The organism is Nocardioides sp. CCNWLW216, from assembly GCF_037120545.1.
Lineage (GTDB): Bacteria > Actinomycetota > Actinomycetes > Propionibacteriales > Nocardioidaceae > Nocardioides > Nocardioides lianchengensis.
Genome location: NZ_JBBBBJ010000014.1, coordinates 40425 through 58375 on the forward strand (window position 1 = coordinate 40425; position 17951 = coordinate 58375).

Annotated in this window: 19 protein-coding genes; 10 read left to right on the top strand and 9 right to left on the bottom strand. The window is 71.8% G+C overall.

The genetic code is table 11. The features are described from left to right. Positions 1–141: 141 nt before the first annotated feature. Positions 142–1083, bottom strand: coding sequence for a type IV toxin-antitoxin system AbiEi family antitoxin domain-containing protein (locus V7S47_RS23630; RefSeq protein WP_336563876.1), 942 nt, complete (start codon positions 1081–1083; stop codon positions 142–144). Positions 1084–1221: 138 nt separating this feature from the next. After that, the gene (locus V7S47_RS23635; protein ID WP_336563877.1) at positions 1222–2385 is read right to left on the bottom strand and encodes a steroid 3-ketoacyl-CoA thiolase; all 1164 of its coding nucleotides are present in this window, start codon (positions 2383–2385) and stop codon (positions 1222–1224) included. A gap of 118 nt (positions 2386–2503) precedes the next feature. On the opposite strand from V7S47_RS23635, the gene V7S47_RS23640 reads away from it, so the two are divergent. Next, positions 2504–3748 carry a cytochrome P450 gene (locus tag V7S47_RS23640; RefSeq protein WP_336563878.1) on the top strand — a complete coding sequence of 415 codons (1245 nt, stop codon included), beginning with the start codon at positions 2504–2506 and terminating at the stop codon, positions 3746–3748. Positions 3749–3766: 18 nt separating this feature from the next. On the opposite strand, the gene map is transcribed toward V7S47_RS23640, so the two are convergent. Further along, on the bottom strand, positions 3767–4534 hold the full coding sequence (map, locus tag V7S47_RS23645; protein WP_090855934.1) for a type I methionyl aminopeptidase: 768 nt from the start codon (positions 4532–4534) through the stop codon (positions 3767–3769). 91 nt (positions 4535–4625) lie between these two features. Here map and V7S47_RS23650 point away from each other — a divergent pair, with 91 nt between their 5' ends. From V7S47_RS23650 to V7S47_RS23660, 3 genes are all read left to right on the top strand, one after another. Continuing rightward, positions 4626–5222, top strand: a complete 597-nt coding sequence (locus tag V7S47_RS23650; protein WP_336563879.1) for a ClpP family protease — start codon at positions 4626–4628, stop codon at positions 5220–5222. Beyond that, positions 5219–5836, top strand: coding sequence for a ClpP family protease (locus tag V7S47_RS23655; RefSeq protein ID WP_336563880.1), 618 nt, complete (start codon positions 5219–5221; stop codon positions 5834–5836). The genes V7S47_RS23650 and V7S47_RS23655 overlap by 4 nt, the downstream gene beginning before the upstream one ends. Before the next feature lie 156 nt (positions 5837–5992). Further along, positions 5993–6766, top strand: coding sequence for a maleylpyruvate isomerase family mycothiol-dependent enzyme (locus tag V7S47_RS23660; protein WP_336563882.1), 774 nt, complete (start codon positions 5993–5995; stop codon positions 6764–6766). Between the two features lie 78 nt (positions 6767–6844). Here the strand turns inward: V7S47_RS23660 and V7S47_RS23665 are convergent, their stop codons facing one another. The 5 genes from V7S47_RS23665 to V7S47_RS23685 form a co-directional block, all read right to left on the bottom strand. After that, positions 6845–7162 carry a helix-turn-helix domain-containing protein gene (locus V7S47_RS23665; protein ID WP_336563883.1) on the bottom strand — a complete coding sequence of 106 codons (318 nt, stop codon included), beginning with the start codon at positions 7160–7162 and terminating at the stop codon, positions 6845–6847. 9 nt (positions 7163–7171) lie between these two features. Continuing rightward, positions 7172–7441: a putative signal transducing protein gene (locus tag V7S47_RS23670; protein WP_336563884.1), complete on the bottom strand. Its 270-nt coding sequence runs from the start codon at positions 7439–7441 to the stop codon at positions 7172–7174. Between the two features lie 95 nt (positions 7442–7536). Further along, positions 7537–8703: a thiolase domain-containing protein gene (locus V7S47_RS23675; protein ID WP_090855951.1), complete on the bottom strand. Its 1167-nt coding sequence runs from the start codon at positions 8701–8703 to the stop codon at positions 7537–7539. A gap of 1 nt (position 8704) precedes the next feature. Next, on the bottom strand, positions 8705–9766 hold the full coding sequence (locus V7S47_RS23680) for a thiolase domain-containing protein (RefSeq protein WP_336563885.1): 1062 nt from the start codon (positions 9764–9766) through the stop codon (positions 8705–8707). A 13-nt stretch (positions 9767–9779) separates the two neighbouring features. Continuing rightward, complete coding sequence (locus V7S47_RS23685) at positions 9780–10742, bottom strand: Zn-ribbon domain-containing OB-fold protein (RefSeq protein ID WP_336563886.1); 963 nt, start codon at positions 10740–10742, stop codon at positions 9780–9782. A 58-nt stretch (positions 10743–10800) separates the two neighbouring features. On the opposite strand from V7S47_RS23685, the gene V7S47_RS23690 reads away from it, so the two are divergent. Next, on the top strand, positions 10801–11844 hold the full coding sequence (locus V7S47_RS23690; protein ID WP_336563887.1) for an LLM class F420-dependent oxidoreductase: 1044 nt from the start codon (positions 10801–10803) through the stop codon (positions 11842–11844). Positions 11845–12050: 206 nt separating this feature from the next. Here V7S47_RS23690 and V7S47_RS23695 read toward each other — a convergent pair whose 3' ends face one another. Then, on the bottom strand, positions 12051–12611 hold the full coding sequence (locus V7S47_RS23695; protein ID WP_336563888.1) for a hypothetical protein: 561 nt from the start codon (positions 12609–12611) through the stop codon (positions 12051–12053). An 88-nt stretch (positions 12612–12699) separates the two neighbouring features. On the opposite strand from V7S47_RS23695, the gene V7S47_RS23700 reads away from it, so the two are divergent. The 5 genes from V7S47_RS23700 (at position 12700) to V7S47_RS23720 (ending at position 17930) form a co-directional block, all read left to right on the top strand. Further along, positions 12700–13326, top strand: a complete 627-nt coding sequence (locus V7S47_RS23700; protein ID WP_336563889.1) for a hypothetical protein — start codon at positions 12700–12702, stop codon at positions 13324–13326. A 34-nt stretch (positions 13327–13360) separates the two neighbouring features. After that, entirely contained in the window at positions 13361–14950 is a 1590-nt protein-coding gene (gene fadD8, locus V7S47_RS23705) for a fatty-acid--CoA ligase FadD8 (RefSeq protein ID WP_336563890.1), read from the top strand. Between the two features lie 13 nt (positions 14951–14963). Further along, positions 14964–15227 (top strand): hypothetical protein, encoded by a 264-nt coding sequence (locus V7S47_RS23710; protein ID WP_336563892.1) that lies wholly within the window; start codon positions 14964–14966, stop codon positions 15225–15227. 43 nt (positions 15228–15270) lie between these two features. Further along, positions 15271–16062, top strand: coding sequence for a membrane protein insertase YidC (yidC, locus tag V7S47_RS23715; protein ID WP_336563893.1), 792 nt, complete (start codon positions 15271–15273; stop codon positions 16060–16062). A 479-nt stretch (positions 16063–16541) separates the two neighbouring features. Next, a complete protein-coding gene (locus tag V7S47_RS23720) occupies positions 16542–17930 on the top strand; it encodes a serine hydrolase domain-containing protein (RefSeq protein WP_336563894.1) in 1389 nt (462 codons plus the stop codon). The last annotated feature ends 21 nt before the right edge of the window (positions 17931–17951 follow it).

Sequence of the window (17951 nt, forward strand, 5' to 3'; positions counted from 1 at the left end):
CGGGACGATGAAGCTTTGTCGTCCGGGCGGGAGGTTCGTGGTGGTCAGCTGGCCGGGCGGCCGTAAAGGTTCATCGGCTGGCCGATGAAACTCACGCCGGGACGATGAAGCTCTGTCGTCCAGGCCAGAGCTTCGCGGCCGTCAGCTGGCCCGACGCTGCTGGGCCACCCGGCGGACGCGTTCCGCCATGCTGCTGGGTCGGTCCAGGTCAGCCCAGACGAACCGCACCATCCTCAGGCCCGTGAGTTCCTCCAGCAGGACCTCGCGGGCGCGCTCGTCGCGGATGACGTCGGAGATGGTCTGACCGGGCTTCAGGAGCCGGCCGTACTTCACCGCGCCGTCGAACTCGACCATGACGCCCAGGTCGGGGAGGAGCGCGTCGACCAGTCCGGCCACGCGTCCGGACGGGTGGAGGACCTTCCACTGCGGTTCGGTCACGATGTGGTGGTCGTTCAGGTTCAAGCGCGTCCGGGTCTCGCCGACGGACTCCGAGCGTCCGTCGGCTCTCGCGACAGCACGGGGGAGCCCGATGCTGCCGGGCCACTCGCGCATGTGTGTCTCGGCGTACGCCGCGAGCTCATCCGGGGTCGCGAGCTTCTGCTGAAGCGTCCAGTCGAGCACGCAGACCGCGGCGACGTGCTCGGCCGCGGCCGCCGCCTCGACCGCGGTCCGGCCCGGCGAGGTGATCCAGTGGGGCTCGTGACGCGTGATGTCGCCGACCCGTACGGTCCCGTGGTGGTGGGTGATGCCCGCCTGGGTCCGGTCACCGCGCCCGAACAGGTTCGTGAGGTTGACCGTGCTCAGGTCCAGCCCCCAGTCCGGGCCGCCGCGCAGCAGGTGCGCACTCGCATGTGAGAGCGCGACGCGGTCGTCGTACTGCTGGAGGACGGCTCTGCTGAGCACGACGTGACGTTCCGCAGGGGTGAGGTGCGTCCACACCGACGGATCGGCGTAGGCGCCGTGCCGGATCCGGACGACGGCTCCGGCCTTGAGCATGCGGTTGAGCCAGTTGTCGTCGTACCCCGCGCGGATCGCCGTACGGCGCAGCAGGATGCCGTGCTGGTCGAACGGGATGTCGGGCATGGCCGACAGGCTGCCTGCCCGGACGGGCGATCGGGGGCGCTCCGGGGCATCTGTGGATAGGCGGTTCCGCGAGGCCCATCCCTGGACGACAAAGGTTCATCGGCTAGCCGATGAAACTCACGCGCCCCCGCCCGCCCCTCAGACCCGCTCGATGACCGTCCCGGTCGCCATGGCGCCGCCGGCGCACATGGAGATGAGGGCGGTGGAGGCGTCACGGCGCTCGAGCTCGTGGAGCGCGGTGGTGATCAGGCGGGTGCCGGTGGAGCCGACGGGGTGGCCGAGGGCGATGGCGCCGCCGTTGACGTTGACCTTGTCGAGGTCGACGTGGTGCTGGCCGGCCCAGGAGAGGACGACGGAGGCGAAGGCCTCGTTGACCTCGAAGAGGTCGAAGTCGGAGATCGCCATGCCGGTCCGGTCGAGGATCCGCTGCGTCGCGTCGATCGGTCCGTCGAGGTGGTAGTAGGGGTCGGAGCCGACCAGGCAGTGGCTGACGATCCGGGCGCGGGGCTGCAGGCCGAGGGCGGCGGCGCGGTCGGAGTCCATGATGAGTACGGCGGACGCGCCGTCCGAGATCTGCGAGGACGTGCCGGCGGTGTGGAGGCCGTCGGGGAGCACGGTGCGGAGCCCGGCCAGGCCCTCGAGCGTCGTGTCGCGCAGGCCCTGGTCGGTGTCGACCACCCGGGTGGACCCGGTCGGGGTGCCGTCCTCGCCGAGCACCGGCGCCTCGAGGGGCGCGATCTCCCGCTTGAACCGACCCTCGTCGACGGCGACGCGGGCCTTCTGCTGCGACGCCAGGCCGAACGCCTCGAGGTCGGCCCGCGACAGGCCCCGGTTCTTGGCGATCCGGTCGGCCGCCTCGAACTGGTTGGGCATGTCGATCGACCAGTCGTCGGGACGCGGGTCGCCGGTGCCGGGCGGCACGTTCGCGCCCAGCGGGATCCGGGTCATCGCCTCGACCCCGGCGGCGATGCCGATGTCGATCGTGCCGGCGGTGATCATGTCGTTGACCAGGTGGGCGGCCTGCTGACCCGACCCGCACTGGGCGTCGACCATGGTGCCGGCGGTGTGCTGGGCCAGGCCGGCGTGCAGCCAAGCGCGGCGGGCCATCCCGTTGGACTGCTCGCCCGCCTGCGTGACGCAGCCGGCCACGACCTGGTCGACGAGCTCGGAGTCGAGGTCCGACCGGGCCAGGACCTCACGCATCGCGTGGCCGATGAGGACGGCGGGGTGCACGCCGGCCAGCCAGCCCTTCCGCTTGCCGAGGGGGGTGCGGACCGCGTCGATGATCACAGGGGTGCCCATGCCGAGAAAGTAGAACAGGTTCTCGTTCCGCGACAAGTGTGCTTGGCAGGACGTACCGAGAGTATGTAACCTGGGCCACTAGAACCTGTTCCACCTCTCGTCGACCGAAGGAACCCACGTGACTGCTACCGATGTCCTCCCCGAGGGGTTCGACTTCACCGACCCGGACGTGAACCAGCGGGGGATCCCGCACGACGAGTTCCGGGCTGCACGGCAGAACGAGCCCATCATCTGGATCGAGCAGGACCAGATCTGGCGCAGCGGCTTCGCCCCGGAGTCCGGGACCGGCTACTACGCCGTCACGCGGCACGAGGACGTCGCCGCGATCTCCAAGGACAGCAAGAACTGGTCCACCGCCGAGAACGGCGCGATCATCCGCTTCCCCGGCGAGATGTCGCGCGACCAGATCGAGCTCCAGCGGGTCATCCTGATCAACCAGGACCCGCCCGAGCACGCGACGACCCGGCAGATCATCTCCCGCGGCTTCACGCCCCGCTCGATCAACGAGCTGGAGGAGACGATGATCAAGCGGGCCGCGCAGATCGTCCAGGACTCGGTGGCCAAGGGCACCGGCAACTTCGTCGAGGACGTGGCCGCCGAGCTGCCGCTGCAGGCCATCGCCGACCTGCTCGGCGTCCCGATGGAGGATCGTCACAAGCTGTTCGAGTGGTCCAACCTGATGCTCGCGGGCGAGGACCCCGACTACGAGGGCGCCAACGACGTCGCGGCCGCCGAGATCCTCGGCTACGCGATGATGCTGGCCGCGGAGCGACAGGCCAACCCGCGCGACGACCTGATCACCAAGCTGATCAACGCTCACAAGGGCGAGCGGGGCCTGAGCGACGACGAGTTCGGCTACTTCGTCATCCTGCTGGCGGTGGCGGGCAACGAGACCACCCGCAACGCGATCACCCACGGCATGAACGCCTTCTTCGACCACCCCGAGCAGTGGGAGATCTGGAAGCGCGATCGTCCGGCGACCATGATCGACGAGGTCGTCCGGTGGGCGACGCCGGTGACGGTCTTCCAGCGCACGGCCCTCAACGACGTCGAGCTCGGTGGGGTGCAGTTCAAGAAGGGCCAGCGCGCGGCACTCTTCTACGCGAGCGCGAACTTCGACGAGACCGTCTTCGAGGACCCGTTCACGTTCGACATCACCCGCGAGACCAACCCGCAGCTCGGCTTCGGCGGGCACGGCAACCACTACTGCCTGGGTGCCAACCTGGCCCGCCAGGAGATCAAGGTGATCTTCGACGCGCTGGCCGACTACGCGCCCGACATCACGCGGCTGGCCCCGGCCGCGCGGCTGCGGCACTCCTGGGTCAACGGCATCAAGGACCTGCAGGTCCAGTACGGCGCCTGACCCCGTCGTACGACGTGCTCAGCCCCGGGCGGTCAGCACCTGCGGACCGTCCGGGGTGATCGCCACGGTGTGCTCCATGTGGGCGCCTCGGGAGCGGTCGGCGCTGCGCAGCGTCCAGCCGTCGGGGTCGGTGTAGATCTCGTCGGTGGTGTGCAGGAACCACGGCTCGATGGCGATCACCAGCCCGGCCTGGAGCTTGAAGCCCCGGCCGGCGCGGCCGTCGTTCGGGATGTGCGGGTCGCCGTGCATCGTCCGGCCCACGCCGTGCCCGCCGAACTGGGTGTTGATCGCCAGGCCGGCCTCCCGGGCGACCCCGGCGATGGCCGCCGAGATGTCGCCGACCTTGTTGCCGACGGTCGCGGCGGCGATGCCGGCCTCGAGCGCGCGGCCGGTGGTGGCGATCAGGTCGAGGTCCTCCTGGCGCGGCGTACCGACGACGACGCTGAGCGCCGAGTCGGACACCCAGCCGTCGACGCTGGCCGCGAAGTCGACGCTGAGCAGGTCGCCGTCCTGCAGGACGTAGTCGTGCGGGAGACCGTGCAGCACCGCGTCGTTCACCGACGTGCACAGCACCTTGCCGAAGGGCGAGGCCCCGAACGACGGGTGGTAGTCGATGTAGCAGGACTCCGCGCCGCGCTCCCGGATCATCTCGTGCGCGACCGCGTCCAGCTCCAGCAGGTTGACGCCCACGTCGGCGACCTCGGCGAGGCGGGTGATGACGTCGGCGACGAACCGCCCGGCGGGGCGCATCTGCTCGATCTGGGCGGGGGTGCGGAGCTCGATCACGCGGCCAGCCTAGGCGGCGGATCTGCCCAGGGCAGAACCGCCGGCAGCAGAATCGCTGGGGTGGCGCCGTACGCCGGACCACGCTGGCTCCATGACCACGACGCTCTCACCCTCGGCGGCCGACCGGCTGCTCCACCAACGGATCCTCGTCCTCGGCCAGCAGGTGGACGACGAGATCGCCAACCGCCTGTGCGCCGAGCTGCTGCTGCTCTCGGCAGAAGACCCGCGGCGCGACATCAGCCTCTACATCAACAGCCCCGGCGGCTCGGTCTCGGCCGGCCTGGCCGTCTACGACACGATGCGGCTGATCCCCAACGACGTCAGCACGCTGGCCCTGGGGCTGGCGGCGAGCATGGGCCAGTTCCTGCTCTCGGCCGGTACGCCGGGCAAGCGCTTCGCCCTCCCGCACAGCCGGGTGCTGCTGCACCAGGGCTCGGCCGGGATCGGTGGCACGGCCATCGACATCGAGATCCAGGCCGAGAACCTGGAGCACACCAAGAACGTGATGATCGGCCTGATCGCCGAGCACACCGGCCAGCCGGTCGAGAAGGTGGAGCGGGACGCGCTGCGGGACCGGTGGTTCACCGCGCAGCAGGCCCTGGACTACGGCTTCGTCGACGCGATCCTCACCGACGTCGCCGACGTGACCCCGTCGTACCCGTCGCAGCGGATGGGGCTGAGCCGATGAGCTCCTACACGATCCCCAGCGTGGTCGAGAAGACCGTGCGCGGCGGCGAGCGCGCCGTCGACATCTACAGCCGGCTGCTGTCCGACCGGATCGTCTACGTCGGCACCGAGGTCGACGACGGCGTCGCCAACGTGGTGATCGCGCAGCTGCTGCACCTGGAGTCCGAGAGTCCCGAGGCGCCGATCAACCTCTACCTCAACAGCCCCGGTGGCTCGGTGACCGCGATGCTGGCGGTCTACGACACGATGCAGTTCGTCCGGCCGCCGGTCGGGACCACCTGCATCGGCCAGGCCGGCTCGTCGGCCGCGGTGCTGCTGGCCGCGGGGGACCCCGGGCGGCGGATGGTGCTGCCGCACGCGCGCGTCGTGCTGCACCAGCCCTCGGGTGGCGGGCAGGGCAGGCTGCCCGACCTGGCCCTGCAGGCCAAGGAGATCGTCCGGCTGCGCTCGGAGATGGAGCAGATCCTGGTCCGGCACACCGGGCAGGACCTGGACCGACTGCGCGAGGACACCGAGCGCGACCTGGTGCTCACCGCCCCGGAGGCGGTGGCGTACGGCGTCGCGGACGGCGTCCTCGACAGCCGCAAGCTAGTGGCGCGCGTCAGAAGTTCTTGAGCCCCTCGCGCACCCAGGACGCGCCCCTCGCGGCGTTGCCGACGCTTGCTGGACGAGCCAGTACGGCGGCGCGCCGGCGCCTTACGACGGCCACGCCCTGAGCACGCCAGGCACTCACAACTTCCGACGCCCGCCACGAGCGCTACCGTCGCTGGCATGACCCTTCTCCTGGACCGCGCGATCGCCTCGCTGCGCGCGCACCACGACGACCTGGCCCTGCTGGTGCCGACGCTGACCGACGAGCAGCTCGCCGGCCCGAGCGGCGCGTCCGAGTGGACCGTCGCTCAGGTGCTGTCCCACCTCGGCAGCGGAGCGGAGATCAGCCGCAAGCCGGTGGCCGCGGCGTCCGGCCAGCCGTTCGACGAGGAGGACAACCAGTCGGTCTGGGCCCGCTGGGACGGCTCGACGCCCCGCGAGCAGGCCGAGGCGTACGTCCGCCACGACGCCCGCTACCTGGAGACCCTCGCCGCGCTCACCCCCGAGCAGAAGGGGAGCATCAGCGTCGACATGGGGTTCCTGCCCGCCCCGGTGCCGCTGGTCGTCGGGGTCGGCATGCGGCTCAACGAGGTCGCCGCGCACGCGTGGGACGTCAAGGTCGGCTTGGACCCGGCGGCGACGGTCGACGGGGCTGCTGCGGAGGTGCTGCTGGAGCTCTTCGCGGGCGACCTCGGGTTCCTGCTCGGATTCTCCGGCAAAGCCGACCAGCTGGCCGAGCCGGCCACGGTCGCCGTGCCCGGCGCGGCGATCGTGGTCACCGACGCCGTGACCGTGACGACGGGGCCCGTGACGTCGACGGCGACCTTCGACGGTCCTCAGGAGGCCGTGCTGCGACTGCTCACCGGCCGGCTGCGCGCGCCGTACGACGGAGGCGTGAGCGTCACCGGCAACGTCAGCCTGGACGACCTGCGCCGGGTGTTCCCGGGCTACTGAGCCAGCGAGGCCAGATGAGGTCTCGACATGCCGGTCGCTCGCTCGACCACCATCGACGGATCCACTGGCGCGTCTCCGTCAGGCTGCCAGGCAGAGGGGGCCGGTGGGGCGGCCGGCGGCGATCGTGCGGGTGACTCGCGCCGTCAGGTCGACGAGCCGCAGGCCGAGCGCGCCGGCGACGGCGCCGAGGATCTCGGAGCTGGGCTCCTTCAGGCCGCGCTCGACCTCGGAGAGGTACTGCATCGAGACGCTCGACCGCTCGGCCACGTCGGTGAGGGTCCGGCCGGCCCGCTGGCGCTCGGAGCGCAGCTCGTGGCCGACGGCCTCGCGCCACAGCGGCTCGGGGCGGGACGGCTCGGGAGCCTGCGGAGCCGGGAATGCGACGACGTCACCCATGGACCGACCCTAGACGTCCGCGGACGGCGACGGCCGGCCGTTCGCCGCGGGCGAACGGCCGGGCTTCAGCCATTGACCGAGGTCGGCGTCGGTCAGGAGCTCACGCGCCTCGGCCTCCCGGTCGTCGGGGACCAGGACCCGCATCTGGAGGAAGTTGAGGCTGCCCTCGAGGAGACTCGCGTGCCGGTCCGCGACGTGGCACGGGATCCCTGCGTCCTGCAGGAGCGCCTCGACCACCGAGATGAGCGCGACGTCGTTGGTGCGGATCAGCTCGCTCATGCCCGTTCCAACGTACGGCGGGCCGCGGTGGTGCCCGGCCGGCACGCCCTCCCAGATCGCGCCGGCCGGAGACCGTCCCCCGGTCCGCGAGCGGGTCAGTTCGTCGGCTTGTCCGCGCCGACGACCCACATCGCGAAGAACTGCGAGCCGCCGCCGTACGCGTGGCCCAGGGCCTTGCGGGCGCCGTCGACCTGGTGCTCGCCGGCCGCGCCACGCACCTGCAGGGCGGCCTCGCCGAAGCGGAGCATGCCCGAGGCGCCGATCGGGTTCGACGACAGCACGCCGCCCGAGCAGTTGACCGGGATCTTGCCGTCCATGGCGGTGCCGCCCGACTCCGTCAGCCGCCAGCCGCCGCCGTTCGCGTCGGCGAAGCCGAGGCTCTCCAGCCACATCGGCTCGAACCAGGAGAACGGCACGTAGATCTCGGCCGCGTCGATCTCGTCGATCGGGCTGGTGATCCCGGCCTGCTTCCATAGTGCGGCCGCGGCGTCGCGGGACGCCTGCGGGTTGACCTGGTCGCGCTCGGCGGCCGAGGTGGCCTCGGAGCGCATCACGGTGCCGTGGATCCAGGCGGGGTTGGGCGAGGCCTTCGCGGTGTCCTCGTCCACGATGACCAGCGCGCAGGCGCCGTCGGAGGAGGGGCAGGTCTCGTCGTACCGGATCGGGTCCCAGAGCATCTGCGAGGCCAGCACCGACTCCACAGTGGTGCCCTCGTTGTGCAGGTGGGCGTAGGGGTTGCGCAGCGCGTTGTTGCGGTCCTTGGCCGCCACGATCGCGCCGATGTGCGTGGGCGCGCCGGAGCGGCGGATGTAGGAGCGCACGTGCGGAGCGAAGTAGCCACCCGCACCGGCGTGCACCGGCATGTTGAACGGCACCGGTACCGACAGGGCCCACATCGCGTTGGACTCCGACTGCTTCTCGTAGGCCACCGTGAGCACCCGCTTGTGCACCCCGGCCTGGACGAGCGACGAGGCGACGATGGCGGTCGAGCCGCCGACGGAGCCGGCCGTGTGCACGCGGAGCAACGGCTTGCCGGCCGCGCCGAGCGACTCGGCCAGGAAGAGCTCGGGCATCATCACGCCCTCGAACAGGTCGGGAGCCTTGCCGACCACGATCGCGTCGATGTCGTCCAGGGTCATGCCGGCGTCGAGGAGCGCCCGGTCGATGGCCTCGCGGCACAGGCCGGCCATCGAGACGTCCTCGCGCTTCGCGCGGTGGTGGGTCTGACCGATGCCGACGACGGCAGCAGGCTGCTTGGCCATCTCAGGACCCCTTCTGCTCGGCGTCGAGGACGCACACGAGGTTCTGCTGGAGGGCCGGGCCGCTCGTGGCGTGTCCCAGCGTGCGGCCGGCCTCGCCGGACCAGATCTTCCTCGCCGCCTCGCCGATCCGGATGCCGCCGGCGGAGAACATCGGGTTGCCGGAGAGCGCGCCGCCCGACGGGTTGATCGCGACGTCGTCGCCGAGCCCGAGCTCGCGGCGCAGGATCAGCTCCTGGTGGCTGAACGGCGCGTGCAGCTCGGCCACCTCGACGCCGGCGGTGCCCGCCGCGGCGGCCGCCCGCTCCGCCGAGGGGGACCGGGTGAGGTCGCGGGTGCCCATGCTCATCGGGTCGACGTAGTGCGCGAGCCCGCTGATCCAGGCCGGTCGGTCGCACACCTCGCGGGCCTTGTCGCCGGCAGCGAGCACGATCGCCGCGGCGCCGTCGGTGACGGGGGCGCAGTCGTGCTTGCGCAGCGGGTCGGCGTACAGGGGGCGCGCCAGCAGCTCCTCGACCGAGGAGCCGCCCTTGCGGACGGCGTACTCGTTCTTCTCGGCGGCGGTGAGCGAGCGGTTGACCACCTCGGCCATCGCGCGCTCGTCCCAGGCGCCGGCGTCGAGGCCGACCCGGGCCTGCAGGCCGGCGAGGCTGACGGTGTCGGGCCACAGCGGCGTCATCGTGTAGGGCTCCAGCTGGAGCGCGAGGGTACGGCGCAGCACGCCGGCCGAGCTCTTGCCGAACGCGTAGACCAGCGCCGTGTCGACCTCGCCGGTCTGGATCTTCAGCCAGGCCTCGTAGAGCGCCCAGGCCAGGTCCATCTCGACGTGGGACTCGTTCACGGGCGGGATGACGCCGATCGCGTCGACCGCCTGCACGAACGAGAACGACCGGCCGGCCAGGTAGTCCGAGGACCCCGAGCACCAGAAGCCGACGTCCTTGCGGGTCCACCCGGTCTGCTCGTAGCACTCCTCGAAGAGCGGCACGAGCAGCTCCACGCAGGTCGGCGACCCGTCGAACTCCTCCATCTGTCGCTGGGCGAACCCGACGACGGCAACGTCACGCAATGTTCTCGCCCTCTCAGAGGTGCTGCTTGTAGGACTCGTAGTCCGCGTCCGGGTCACCGGTCGGACTGAAGTGGCTGATGTTCTCGATCGTGGTGCCCCACTCCTCGCGGGGCTTCCAGACCGCCTTGACCCGCATGCCCATCCGGACCTCGTCGGCCGGGATGTCGAGGATCAGGTGCAGGATCGCGATGTCGGCGCCGTCCAGGAGGACGTACGCCGAGACGTACGGCGGCTTGATCTTCTGGCCGAGGAACGGGACGTTCACGATGCAGAAGGTGGTGATCGTGCCGACCTCGGAGAGCTCGACCTCCTCGGTCGTCGCGACGCCGTCGACCGGGCAGGCGCTGCGCGGCGGGACGTAGACCTTGTGGCAGGCCGGGCAGCGCTGGCCGAGGATCCTGCCCTCGGCCAGGCCCCGGTAGAAGGCCGACTCCTCGGGCGAGGCGGCGTACAGGTAGTCGAGCTCGACGGGCGTGACGACGCCGGTGACCAGGTGGTCCTCCAGCAGCCCGCCGCCGGCGGGGGAGGCGCTGTCCTCGTCGGCCAGCGGCACGAAGGCCTCGATGTCGGTGACCGCGCCGGTGCGCTCGCCGCGCCAGCGCACCTGCACCCGCATCCCGGTCGAGACCTCGTCGGGCGAGGCGACGTCGAGCGCGTGCAGGAACGGCGTGTCCGCCCCGTCGAGGGTGACCAGCGCGAACGCGAACGGGTGGTCGAGGGGCTGACCCTTCACCGGCTCGGGGACCCAGGTCCACGAGCTGACCGTGCCGGTGGCCGCGACCTCGACGAAGTCGGTGAGCGCCTCGTGGGTGACCGGGTCGAACTCCGGCGGGGGTACGACGACCCGGCCCTCGGACGTGCGTCCCGCGACGACCACCCCGTCCCGCAGACCGGTGAGGAACCTCCCCACGACGGGTCCGGTGGAGCGCGTGTAGTCGAAGGCGACCGTCACCGGCGCCGAGAGCGTGCGAGCCATGTCCGGCAAAGTAGAACACGTTCTAGCGAACGCACAAGGTCTCTGAGAGGGTGTCGGCATGAAACTGGGACTGCAGCTGGGCTACTGGGGCGCACAGCCGCCGGCCGGTGTCGGCGAGCTGGTGGCCGCCGCCGAGGAGGCCGGCTTCGACGCGATCTTCTCCGCCGAGGCGTGGGGCTCCGACGCCTTCACCCCGCTCGCGTGGTGGGGCAAGGACACCTCGCGGATCCGCCTCGGCACCTCCATCGTGCAGATGTCGGGCCGCGCGCCGACCTCGATCGCCATGCACGCCCTGACCCTCGACCACCTCACCGGTGGCCGGGTCGTGTTGGGCATGGGCGTCAGTGGGCCGCAGGTCGTCGAGGGCTGGTACGGCCAGCCGTTCGCCAAGCCGCTCGCCCGCACTCACGAGGTCGTCGACATCATCCGGCAGGTGCTGGCCCGCGAAGCGCCGGTGACCAACGCCGGCCCCCACTACCCCCTGCCGTACGACGGCCCGGGCTCGGTCGGCCTCGGCAAGCCGCTGAAGCCGATCACGCACCCGCTGCGCCCCGACATCCCGATCTGGCTCGGGGCCGAGGGACCCAAGAACGTCGCGCAGACCGCCGAGATCGCCGACGGCTGGATCCCGATCTTCTACACGCCGAAGTCGGCCGCGATGTACCAGCCCTGGCTCGACGAGGGGTTCGCCCGACCCGGCGCGCGTCGTACCCGCGCGGACTTCGAGATCGCCGCCACCTGTCACCTGCAGATCGTCGACAGCGCCGAGATCAAGCAGCTGGTGATCGACGCGATCAAGCCGTCGGTCTCGCTCTACATGGGCGGCATGGGCGCTCAGGAGGCCAACTTCCACAACCAGGTCTTCGTGCGGATGGGCTACGAGGACCTGGCCGCGGAGGTGCAGAGGCTCTACCTGAGCGGCCAGAAGGACCAGGCCACGGCGCTGATCCCCGACGAGCTGGTCGACGACATGCACATCATCGGCACGCCCGGCGAGGTCAAGGAGCGGGTCGCGCAGTGGGAGGAGACCGGCGTGACCACGCTGATGCTCAGCTGCCGCTCGCCCGAGGAGGTCCGGCAGGTCGCGGAGCTGCTGGCCTGACAGCCGTCTGCGGGGCCGACGTACCTCATCTTGATGATGACCGGGCCCGGGCGGCGACCTAGCGTGGTCGAAGGCGGTCCAGGCGATCTCGGTGTGGTGACTCTTCTTGGAGGGAGCGGCGCCACGGGCGACCGGGTACGCGACGGACCGACCCCGGGCTCCGGGGTGCGCCCTCCCCGTGGGGTGGACCCCGGAGCCGTCCTACGTCACGGCCCGCTGAGGGCCAGGTCGACGGCGACGATGGCGCCGTCCCCGTCGGTGGCCACGGCGATCGCGAAGTCGGTGACGCAGTCGCGGTGGTCCTCGTCGGGCCGGATCCAGACGGTCCCGGCGCCCTCCCATGGCAGCCGGTAGGTCGAGCAGCCGACCGTCTCCGGCGCGTCGGTCTCCAGCCGGGGCTCGCCGCCCTCGCGGACCAGCGCGCGGACGGGGTTGAGTCCGGAGACCGGGCAGCGCCGGCCCTCGTACTCGGTCACTGCTCCGGGGCAGCGGACCCAGCCCTCGCGGCGGGCGGCGAAGTCCGGGCTGAGCTGGGCGACCTGCTCGCCGGCGATCGAGAACCGGACGCTGTCGCCCCACGGCACGTCGGTGCCGGCCCCGTCGTCCCCGGCGTACGCGACGAAGGCCCGGGCGGCGTCGTCGGCGGTGGGGGCCGCCGCGGGCGTCGGGTCGGACGCTGTCGGTCCCGACGTGCCGGCGCAGGCGGGTACGGCGGCCAGCAGGACCAGGGTGGGGAGGGTGGCGAGGACGCGCCCGAGCTTGCTCACGCCAGGGATGACGCCCGTTCGGCCGTCCGGGTTGTCCCGCGGGGGTCACGATCCGGCAACGACGGCCCGTGTGCGCGATGATCGGACGGTGAGCGACGACGGTGGGCGGGGCGAGCGGCTGGCGATCTGGCTGGAGGGTCTCGGGTTGGCCGAGCACCTGCCGGCGGCCGGGCTGCCGGTGCTCGACCGGGACGCGGACGGCCGGGCGGTGTGGACCGACCCCGGCACCCGGCGGCCGATGACCGACGACCAGCTGGCCGAGCTGGAGCGGCTGCTGCGGCAGGACGGGTCGGAGCCGGAGCACGCCGTACCCGTCTCGCTCGTGCAGCTGGCACGGCGGGCGCGGGTGCGCGAGCAGCTGCTGGCGAGCCCGTGGTTCAGCTACGAGACGCTGGCCGCGGTGCGCGGGGCGACCGTCGACGCGACCCGGTTCTCGGTCCACAAGGCGGCGTCGGCGCACCGGCTGCTGCTGGTCGCGGCCGACGAGCGCACGCTGGTCCCGGCCTTCCAGCTGACCGACGTCGGCGAGGCCCGGCCCGAGCTGGTGCCGGTCCTGGAGCCGCTGCTCGCGGCCGGGACCGATCTCTGGCACGTGTGGGCCTGGCTGACCCAGCCGGCGGCGCTGCTCGGCGGCCAGGTCCCCGAGCGGGCCGTGGCGGATCCGGACGAGGCCCCGGTCGTGCTGCACGCGGCGGTCCGACTCGCGGAGCGCTAGCCAGGAAAGTGGAACAGGTTCTAGTCTCGGCGCCATGAGCGACGAGATGCGGACCGGGACCCACAACGGCCACCTGATGGTCGCCGCGCTGAAGCGGCACCGGGAGAAGCCGGTGATGTTCCTGGGCGACACCACCCTCACCGGCGGCGAGACGGCCGCGCGCATCAGCCAGTACATCCAGGCCTTCGAGTCGCTCGGCGCCGGACGGGGTACGGCGGGCGCGCTGCTCGCGCTCAACCGCCCCGAGGTCCTCTTCATCATCGGCGCCGGCCAGACCCAGGGCTACCGGCGCACGTCGCTGCACCCGCTGGGCTCGCTGGACGACCACGCCTACGTCATCAACGACGCCGAGATCACCACCCTCACCATCGACCCGGTGCCGATGTTCGTGGAGCGGGCGCTCGGGCTGCTGGAGAAGTGCCCCAAGCTCGAGAAGGTGCTGACCATCGGGCCGGTGCCCGACGAGCTCAGCCACGTCGGGCACGACCTGAACGCCGCGGCGGCGTCGTACCAGCCGGAGCCGCTGGCGGCCGTCACCCTCGAGCCCGACCACATCGTCTCGATCACCTACACCGGCGGTACGACGGGCAAGCCCAAGGGCGTGATCGGCACCAGCCGCGCCATGTCGGAGATGACCCGGATCCAGATGGCCGAGTGGGAGTGGCCGGAGTCGCCGCGGTTCCTGATGTGCACGCCGCTGTCGCACGCCGGAGCCGCGTTCTTCGTCCCGACGGTGATCAAGGGCGGCTCGCTGTTCGTGCTGGCCAAGTTCGACCCGGCCGAGGTGCTGCGGACCATCGAGGAGCAACGGATCACGGCGACCATGCTGGTCCCGTCGATGCTCTACGCGCTGATGGACCACCCGGACTCGAAGACCCGGGACCTGTCGTCGCTGGAGACCGTCTACTACGGCGCGTCGGCGATCAACCCGGTCCGGCTGAAGGAGGCCATCGAGCGGTTCGGGCCGATCTTCGCGCAGTACTACGGCCAGTCCGAGGCGCCGATGGTGATCAGCTACCTGGCCAAGGACGACCACCTCGGCGACGACCGCCGGCTGGCGTCCTGCGGTCGGCCGTCGGCGTTCATCCGGGCCGCGCTGCTCGACGAGGACGGGAACCAGGTCCCGGTCGGCGAGCCAGGGGAGATCTGCGTGGCCGGGCCGCTGCTGGCCGGCGGCTACTGGAACCTGCCCGAGGCCACCGCCGAGACGTTCCGCGACGGCTGGATGCACACCGGCGACGTGGCCCGCGAGGACGAGGACGGCTTCTGGTACATCGTCGACCGGACCAAGGACATGATCGTGACGGGGGGCTTCAACGTCTTCCCGCGCGAGGTCGAGGACGTCGTCGCCGAGCACCCCGCGATCGCCCAGGTGGGGGTCATCGGGACGCCGCACGAGAAGTTCGGCGAGGCGGTCACCGCGATCGTCGTACTCCGCGAGGGGCGTGAGCTCACCGACGAGGTGATCGCCGAGATCCAGCAGATGGTGAAGGACCGCAAGGGCTCGGTGCAGGCGCCCAAGCAGGTCATCGCGGCCGACGCGCTCCCGCTGACCGGGCTGGGGAAGCCGGACAAGAAGGCGCTGCGTGCGCAGTTCTGGACGGGCGACCGCGCGGTCGGGTGAGTAGCATCGCGCCATGACCCGGGTGCTGGCCGCGCTGCTCGCGCTGCTGGTCCCTGTCCTGGTCTCGACGGCGGATGCTCCCGGGGCCGCCACGATCGCGGTCGTGGCGCTCGCGCTGGCCACCCTCGTCGCGGTGGCGTCGTATGGCGGCCTGCCGGTCGTGCGCGTCGCGCGTCCGGTGGCGGTCGGCGACGACGCCGTCCCTCTCGTGCTGCGCGGCCGGGTCGTCGACCCCGTCGCCCACCCGCGCCGTCCGCGTGCTCCGGGACGTGGCTGAGCCTCCTCAGCCACCCGTCCCACCACTCCTCAGGAGCACGCGCATGTCCCTGCTCGACCCGATCTCGCACGCCCTGGCGGCCGTCGTCGCCGCCACCCACGCCGGCCTCATCGCGCTCGGCACCGACCCCGACTCCGGCACCACCTGGCTGCTCTGCCTGGCCGCCGTGGTGGTCGCCGTCCGGCTGGTCCTGCTGCCGTTCACCGTCCACGGCGTCCGCCAGGCGCACGCCGGATCCCGAGCGAGGCCGCAGCTGCGCGCGCTCCGGAAGCAGTACGGCGGTCGCACCGACCCGGACAGCCTGCGGGCCCACGCCGCCGCCCGGCAAGAGGTGTCCGCGGAGCACGGTCTGTCCCGGCTCGGGTGCCTGCCGGTGCTCCTCCAGCTGCCGGTCTGGTTCGGGCTCTACCACCTGCTGGCGACCGTCGCGGACGGCACGAGCGTGGGCGCCATGGACGGCGGGCTGGTCGCCTCGCTCGGCGCCGCCACGCTGCTCGGCGTACCGCTTGCCGAGCGCGGCTACCTCGGCGCCGGCCCGGCCCACCTGGCCGTGGTGGCCGGGCTCGCGGTCGTCGCGGCGGTGCTGTCGTTCGTGACGCAGCGCTACCTGGTCGCGCCGAACACGGTCACCGACGACCTCCCGGAGACCGTCGCGCGGGTCCAGCAGCTGATGCCGGCCGTCTCCGCGGTGGGACTGCTGGTCGCGGGTGGCGCCGTACCGGTGGCGCTGCTGGCGTACTGGGTGCTCAACGGGACCTGGACCCTCGCACAGAGCGCGGTGGTCCGCTTTCTCTTCCCGACCCCGGGCTCGCCGGCCGCCCACCCCGGTGGTTGAGCAGGGACGGAGTCCCGTGTCGAAACCCCCGCAGCCCGAGCGCCGGCCTTGGTCCGGGTGGTGGGTCGGCTCACCGGGGCGGGCGCCGGTGGTTGAGCAGGGACGAAGTCCCGTGTCGAAACCCCCGCAGCCCGAGCGCCGGCCTTGGCTCGGGTGGTGGGTCGGCTCACCGGGTTTCGACACGGTTGCTGCGCAACCTGCTCAACCACCGGGGTTCGGTGGTTGAGGAGGGACGGAGTCTCGTCTCGACACCCGTCGCGCCGGGTGTCGGCCTTGATCAATGCCGAGTCTTGGCTCACCGGGTTTCGAGAGGGTCGCTGCGCGACCTCCTCAACCACCGGGGCGACGGTCGCTGCGCGACCTCCTCAACCACCGCAGGGCGGGGGTGGGGGCCGCCTCGTCCGGGGCGACAGGTGACCCCGGGCGGGGTTGTCGCGTACGACGAACACCGCGGGGGACGGCGTTCCTAGGGTCCTTCCATGAGCACCCTGAGCGAGGTGGAGGCCTGGGTCAGCGAGACGCTGCCGGGCCTGATCGAGAAGTACCAGGTCCCCGGTGCGGCGTGGGCCGTGCTGCAGGGCGACCAGGTCGTCGACGGCGCCGCGGGCGTCCTGAACAAGGCCACCGGCGTCGATGCGACGGCCGACTCGGTCTTCCAGATCGGCTCGATCACCAAGCTCTGGACCAGCACGCTGGTGATGCAGCTGGTCGACGAGGGGAAGGTCGACCTCGAGGCGACGGTGCGGTCCTACCTCCCGGAGTTCGTGATCGGCGACGAGGCCGCGGCGGCGGCGATCACGGTCCGCCAGCTGCTCAGCCACACCGCCGGGTTCGAGGGCGACATCTTCACCGACACCGGCCCCGGCGACGACGCGGTCGAGAAGTACCTCGGGGTCCTCCACGACGTGCCCCAGCTCTTCGCGCCGGGCGAGCAGTTCTCCTACAACAACGCCGGCTACGTCGTCCTCGGCCGGCTGGTCGAGGTGCTGCGCGAGAAGACGTACGACGACTGCCTGCGCGAGCTCCTGTTCGCGCCGCTCGGCCTGACCCATGCCGCCACCGGCCCGTACGACGCCATCACGTACCGCGCCGCCATGGGCCACCTCGAGCTCGCACCCGGCGAGGGCTTCCAGCCCGCGCCGGTCTGGGCGCTGGCCCGGTCCAACGCTCCGGCCGGGACGATGCTGTCGATGCGCCCACGTGACCTGGTCGCGTTCGCGCGGATGCACCTGGAGGACGGCCGGGCCGACGACGGCACCCAGGTCCTGGCGCCCGGCACCGCCGCCCGGATGCACGCCCGCGAGGTCGACGTGCCCTACCTCGGCGTGATGGGCGACTCGTGGGGCCTGGGCTTCGAGCGCTTCGACACCCCGACCGGCGCCATCATCGGCCACGACGGCAGCACCCTGGGCCAGAACGCGTTCCTGCGGATGGTCCCCGAGGCCGGGCTGGCCGTCGCGCTGCTGACCAACGGCGGCGACGTCCTCTCGCTCTACCACGACCTGGTCGGCCACGTGATCGCCGAGCTGAGCGACGCCACCCTGCCCGGCCTGCCGGTGCCACCGGCCACGCCCACGCAGGTCGACGCGAGCCGCTTCGTCGGCACCTACTCCGCGCAGGTGATGGACCTGGTCGTCAGCCAGGAGGCGGACGGCCGGATCTACGTCGAGCACGTCCCGAAGGGGCTCTTCGCCGACCTCGGCGAGCAGCCGGAGCGCAAGGAGCTGGTGCCCTTCCGCGAGGACAGCCTCATCTACGCCGAGCCGGACAACGGCCTGCACATGCCCCACGCGTTCGTCGGCGACGACGGCTCGGGACGCGCCCAGTTCGTCCACATCGGCCGCGCCGTCCGGCGCGCCGACTCCTGAACCGACCGCCAGCACCGCGAC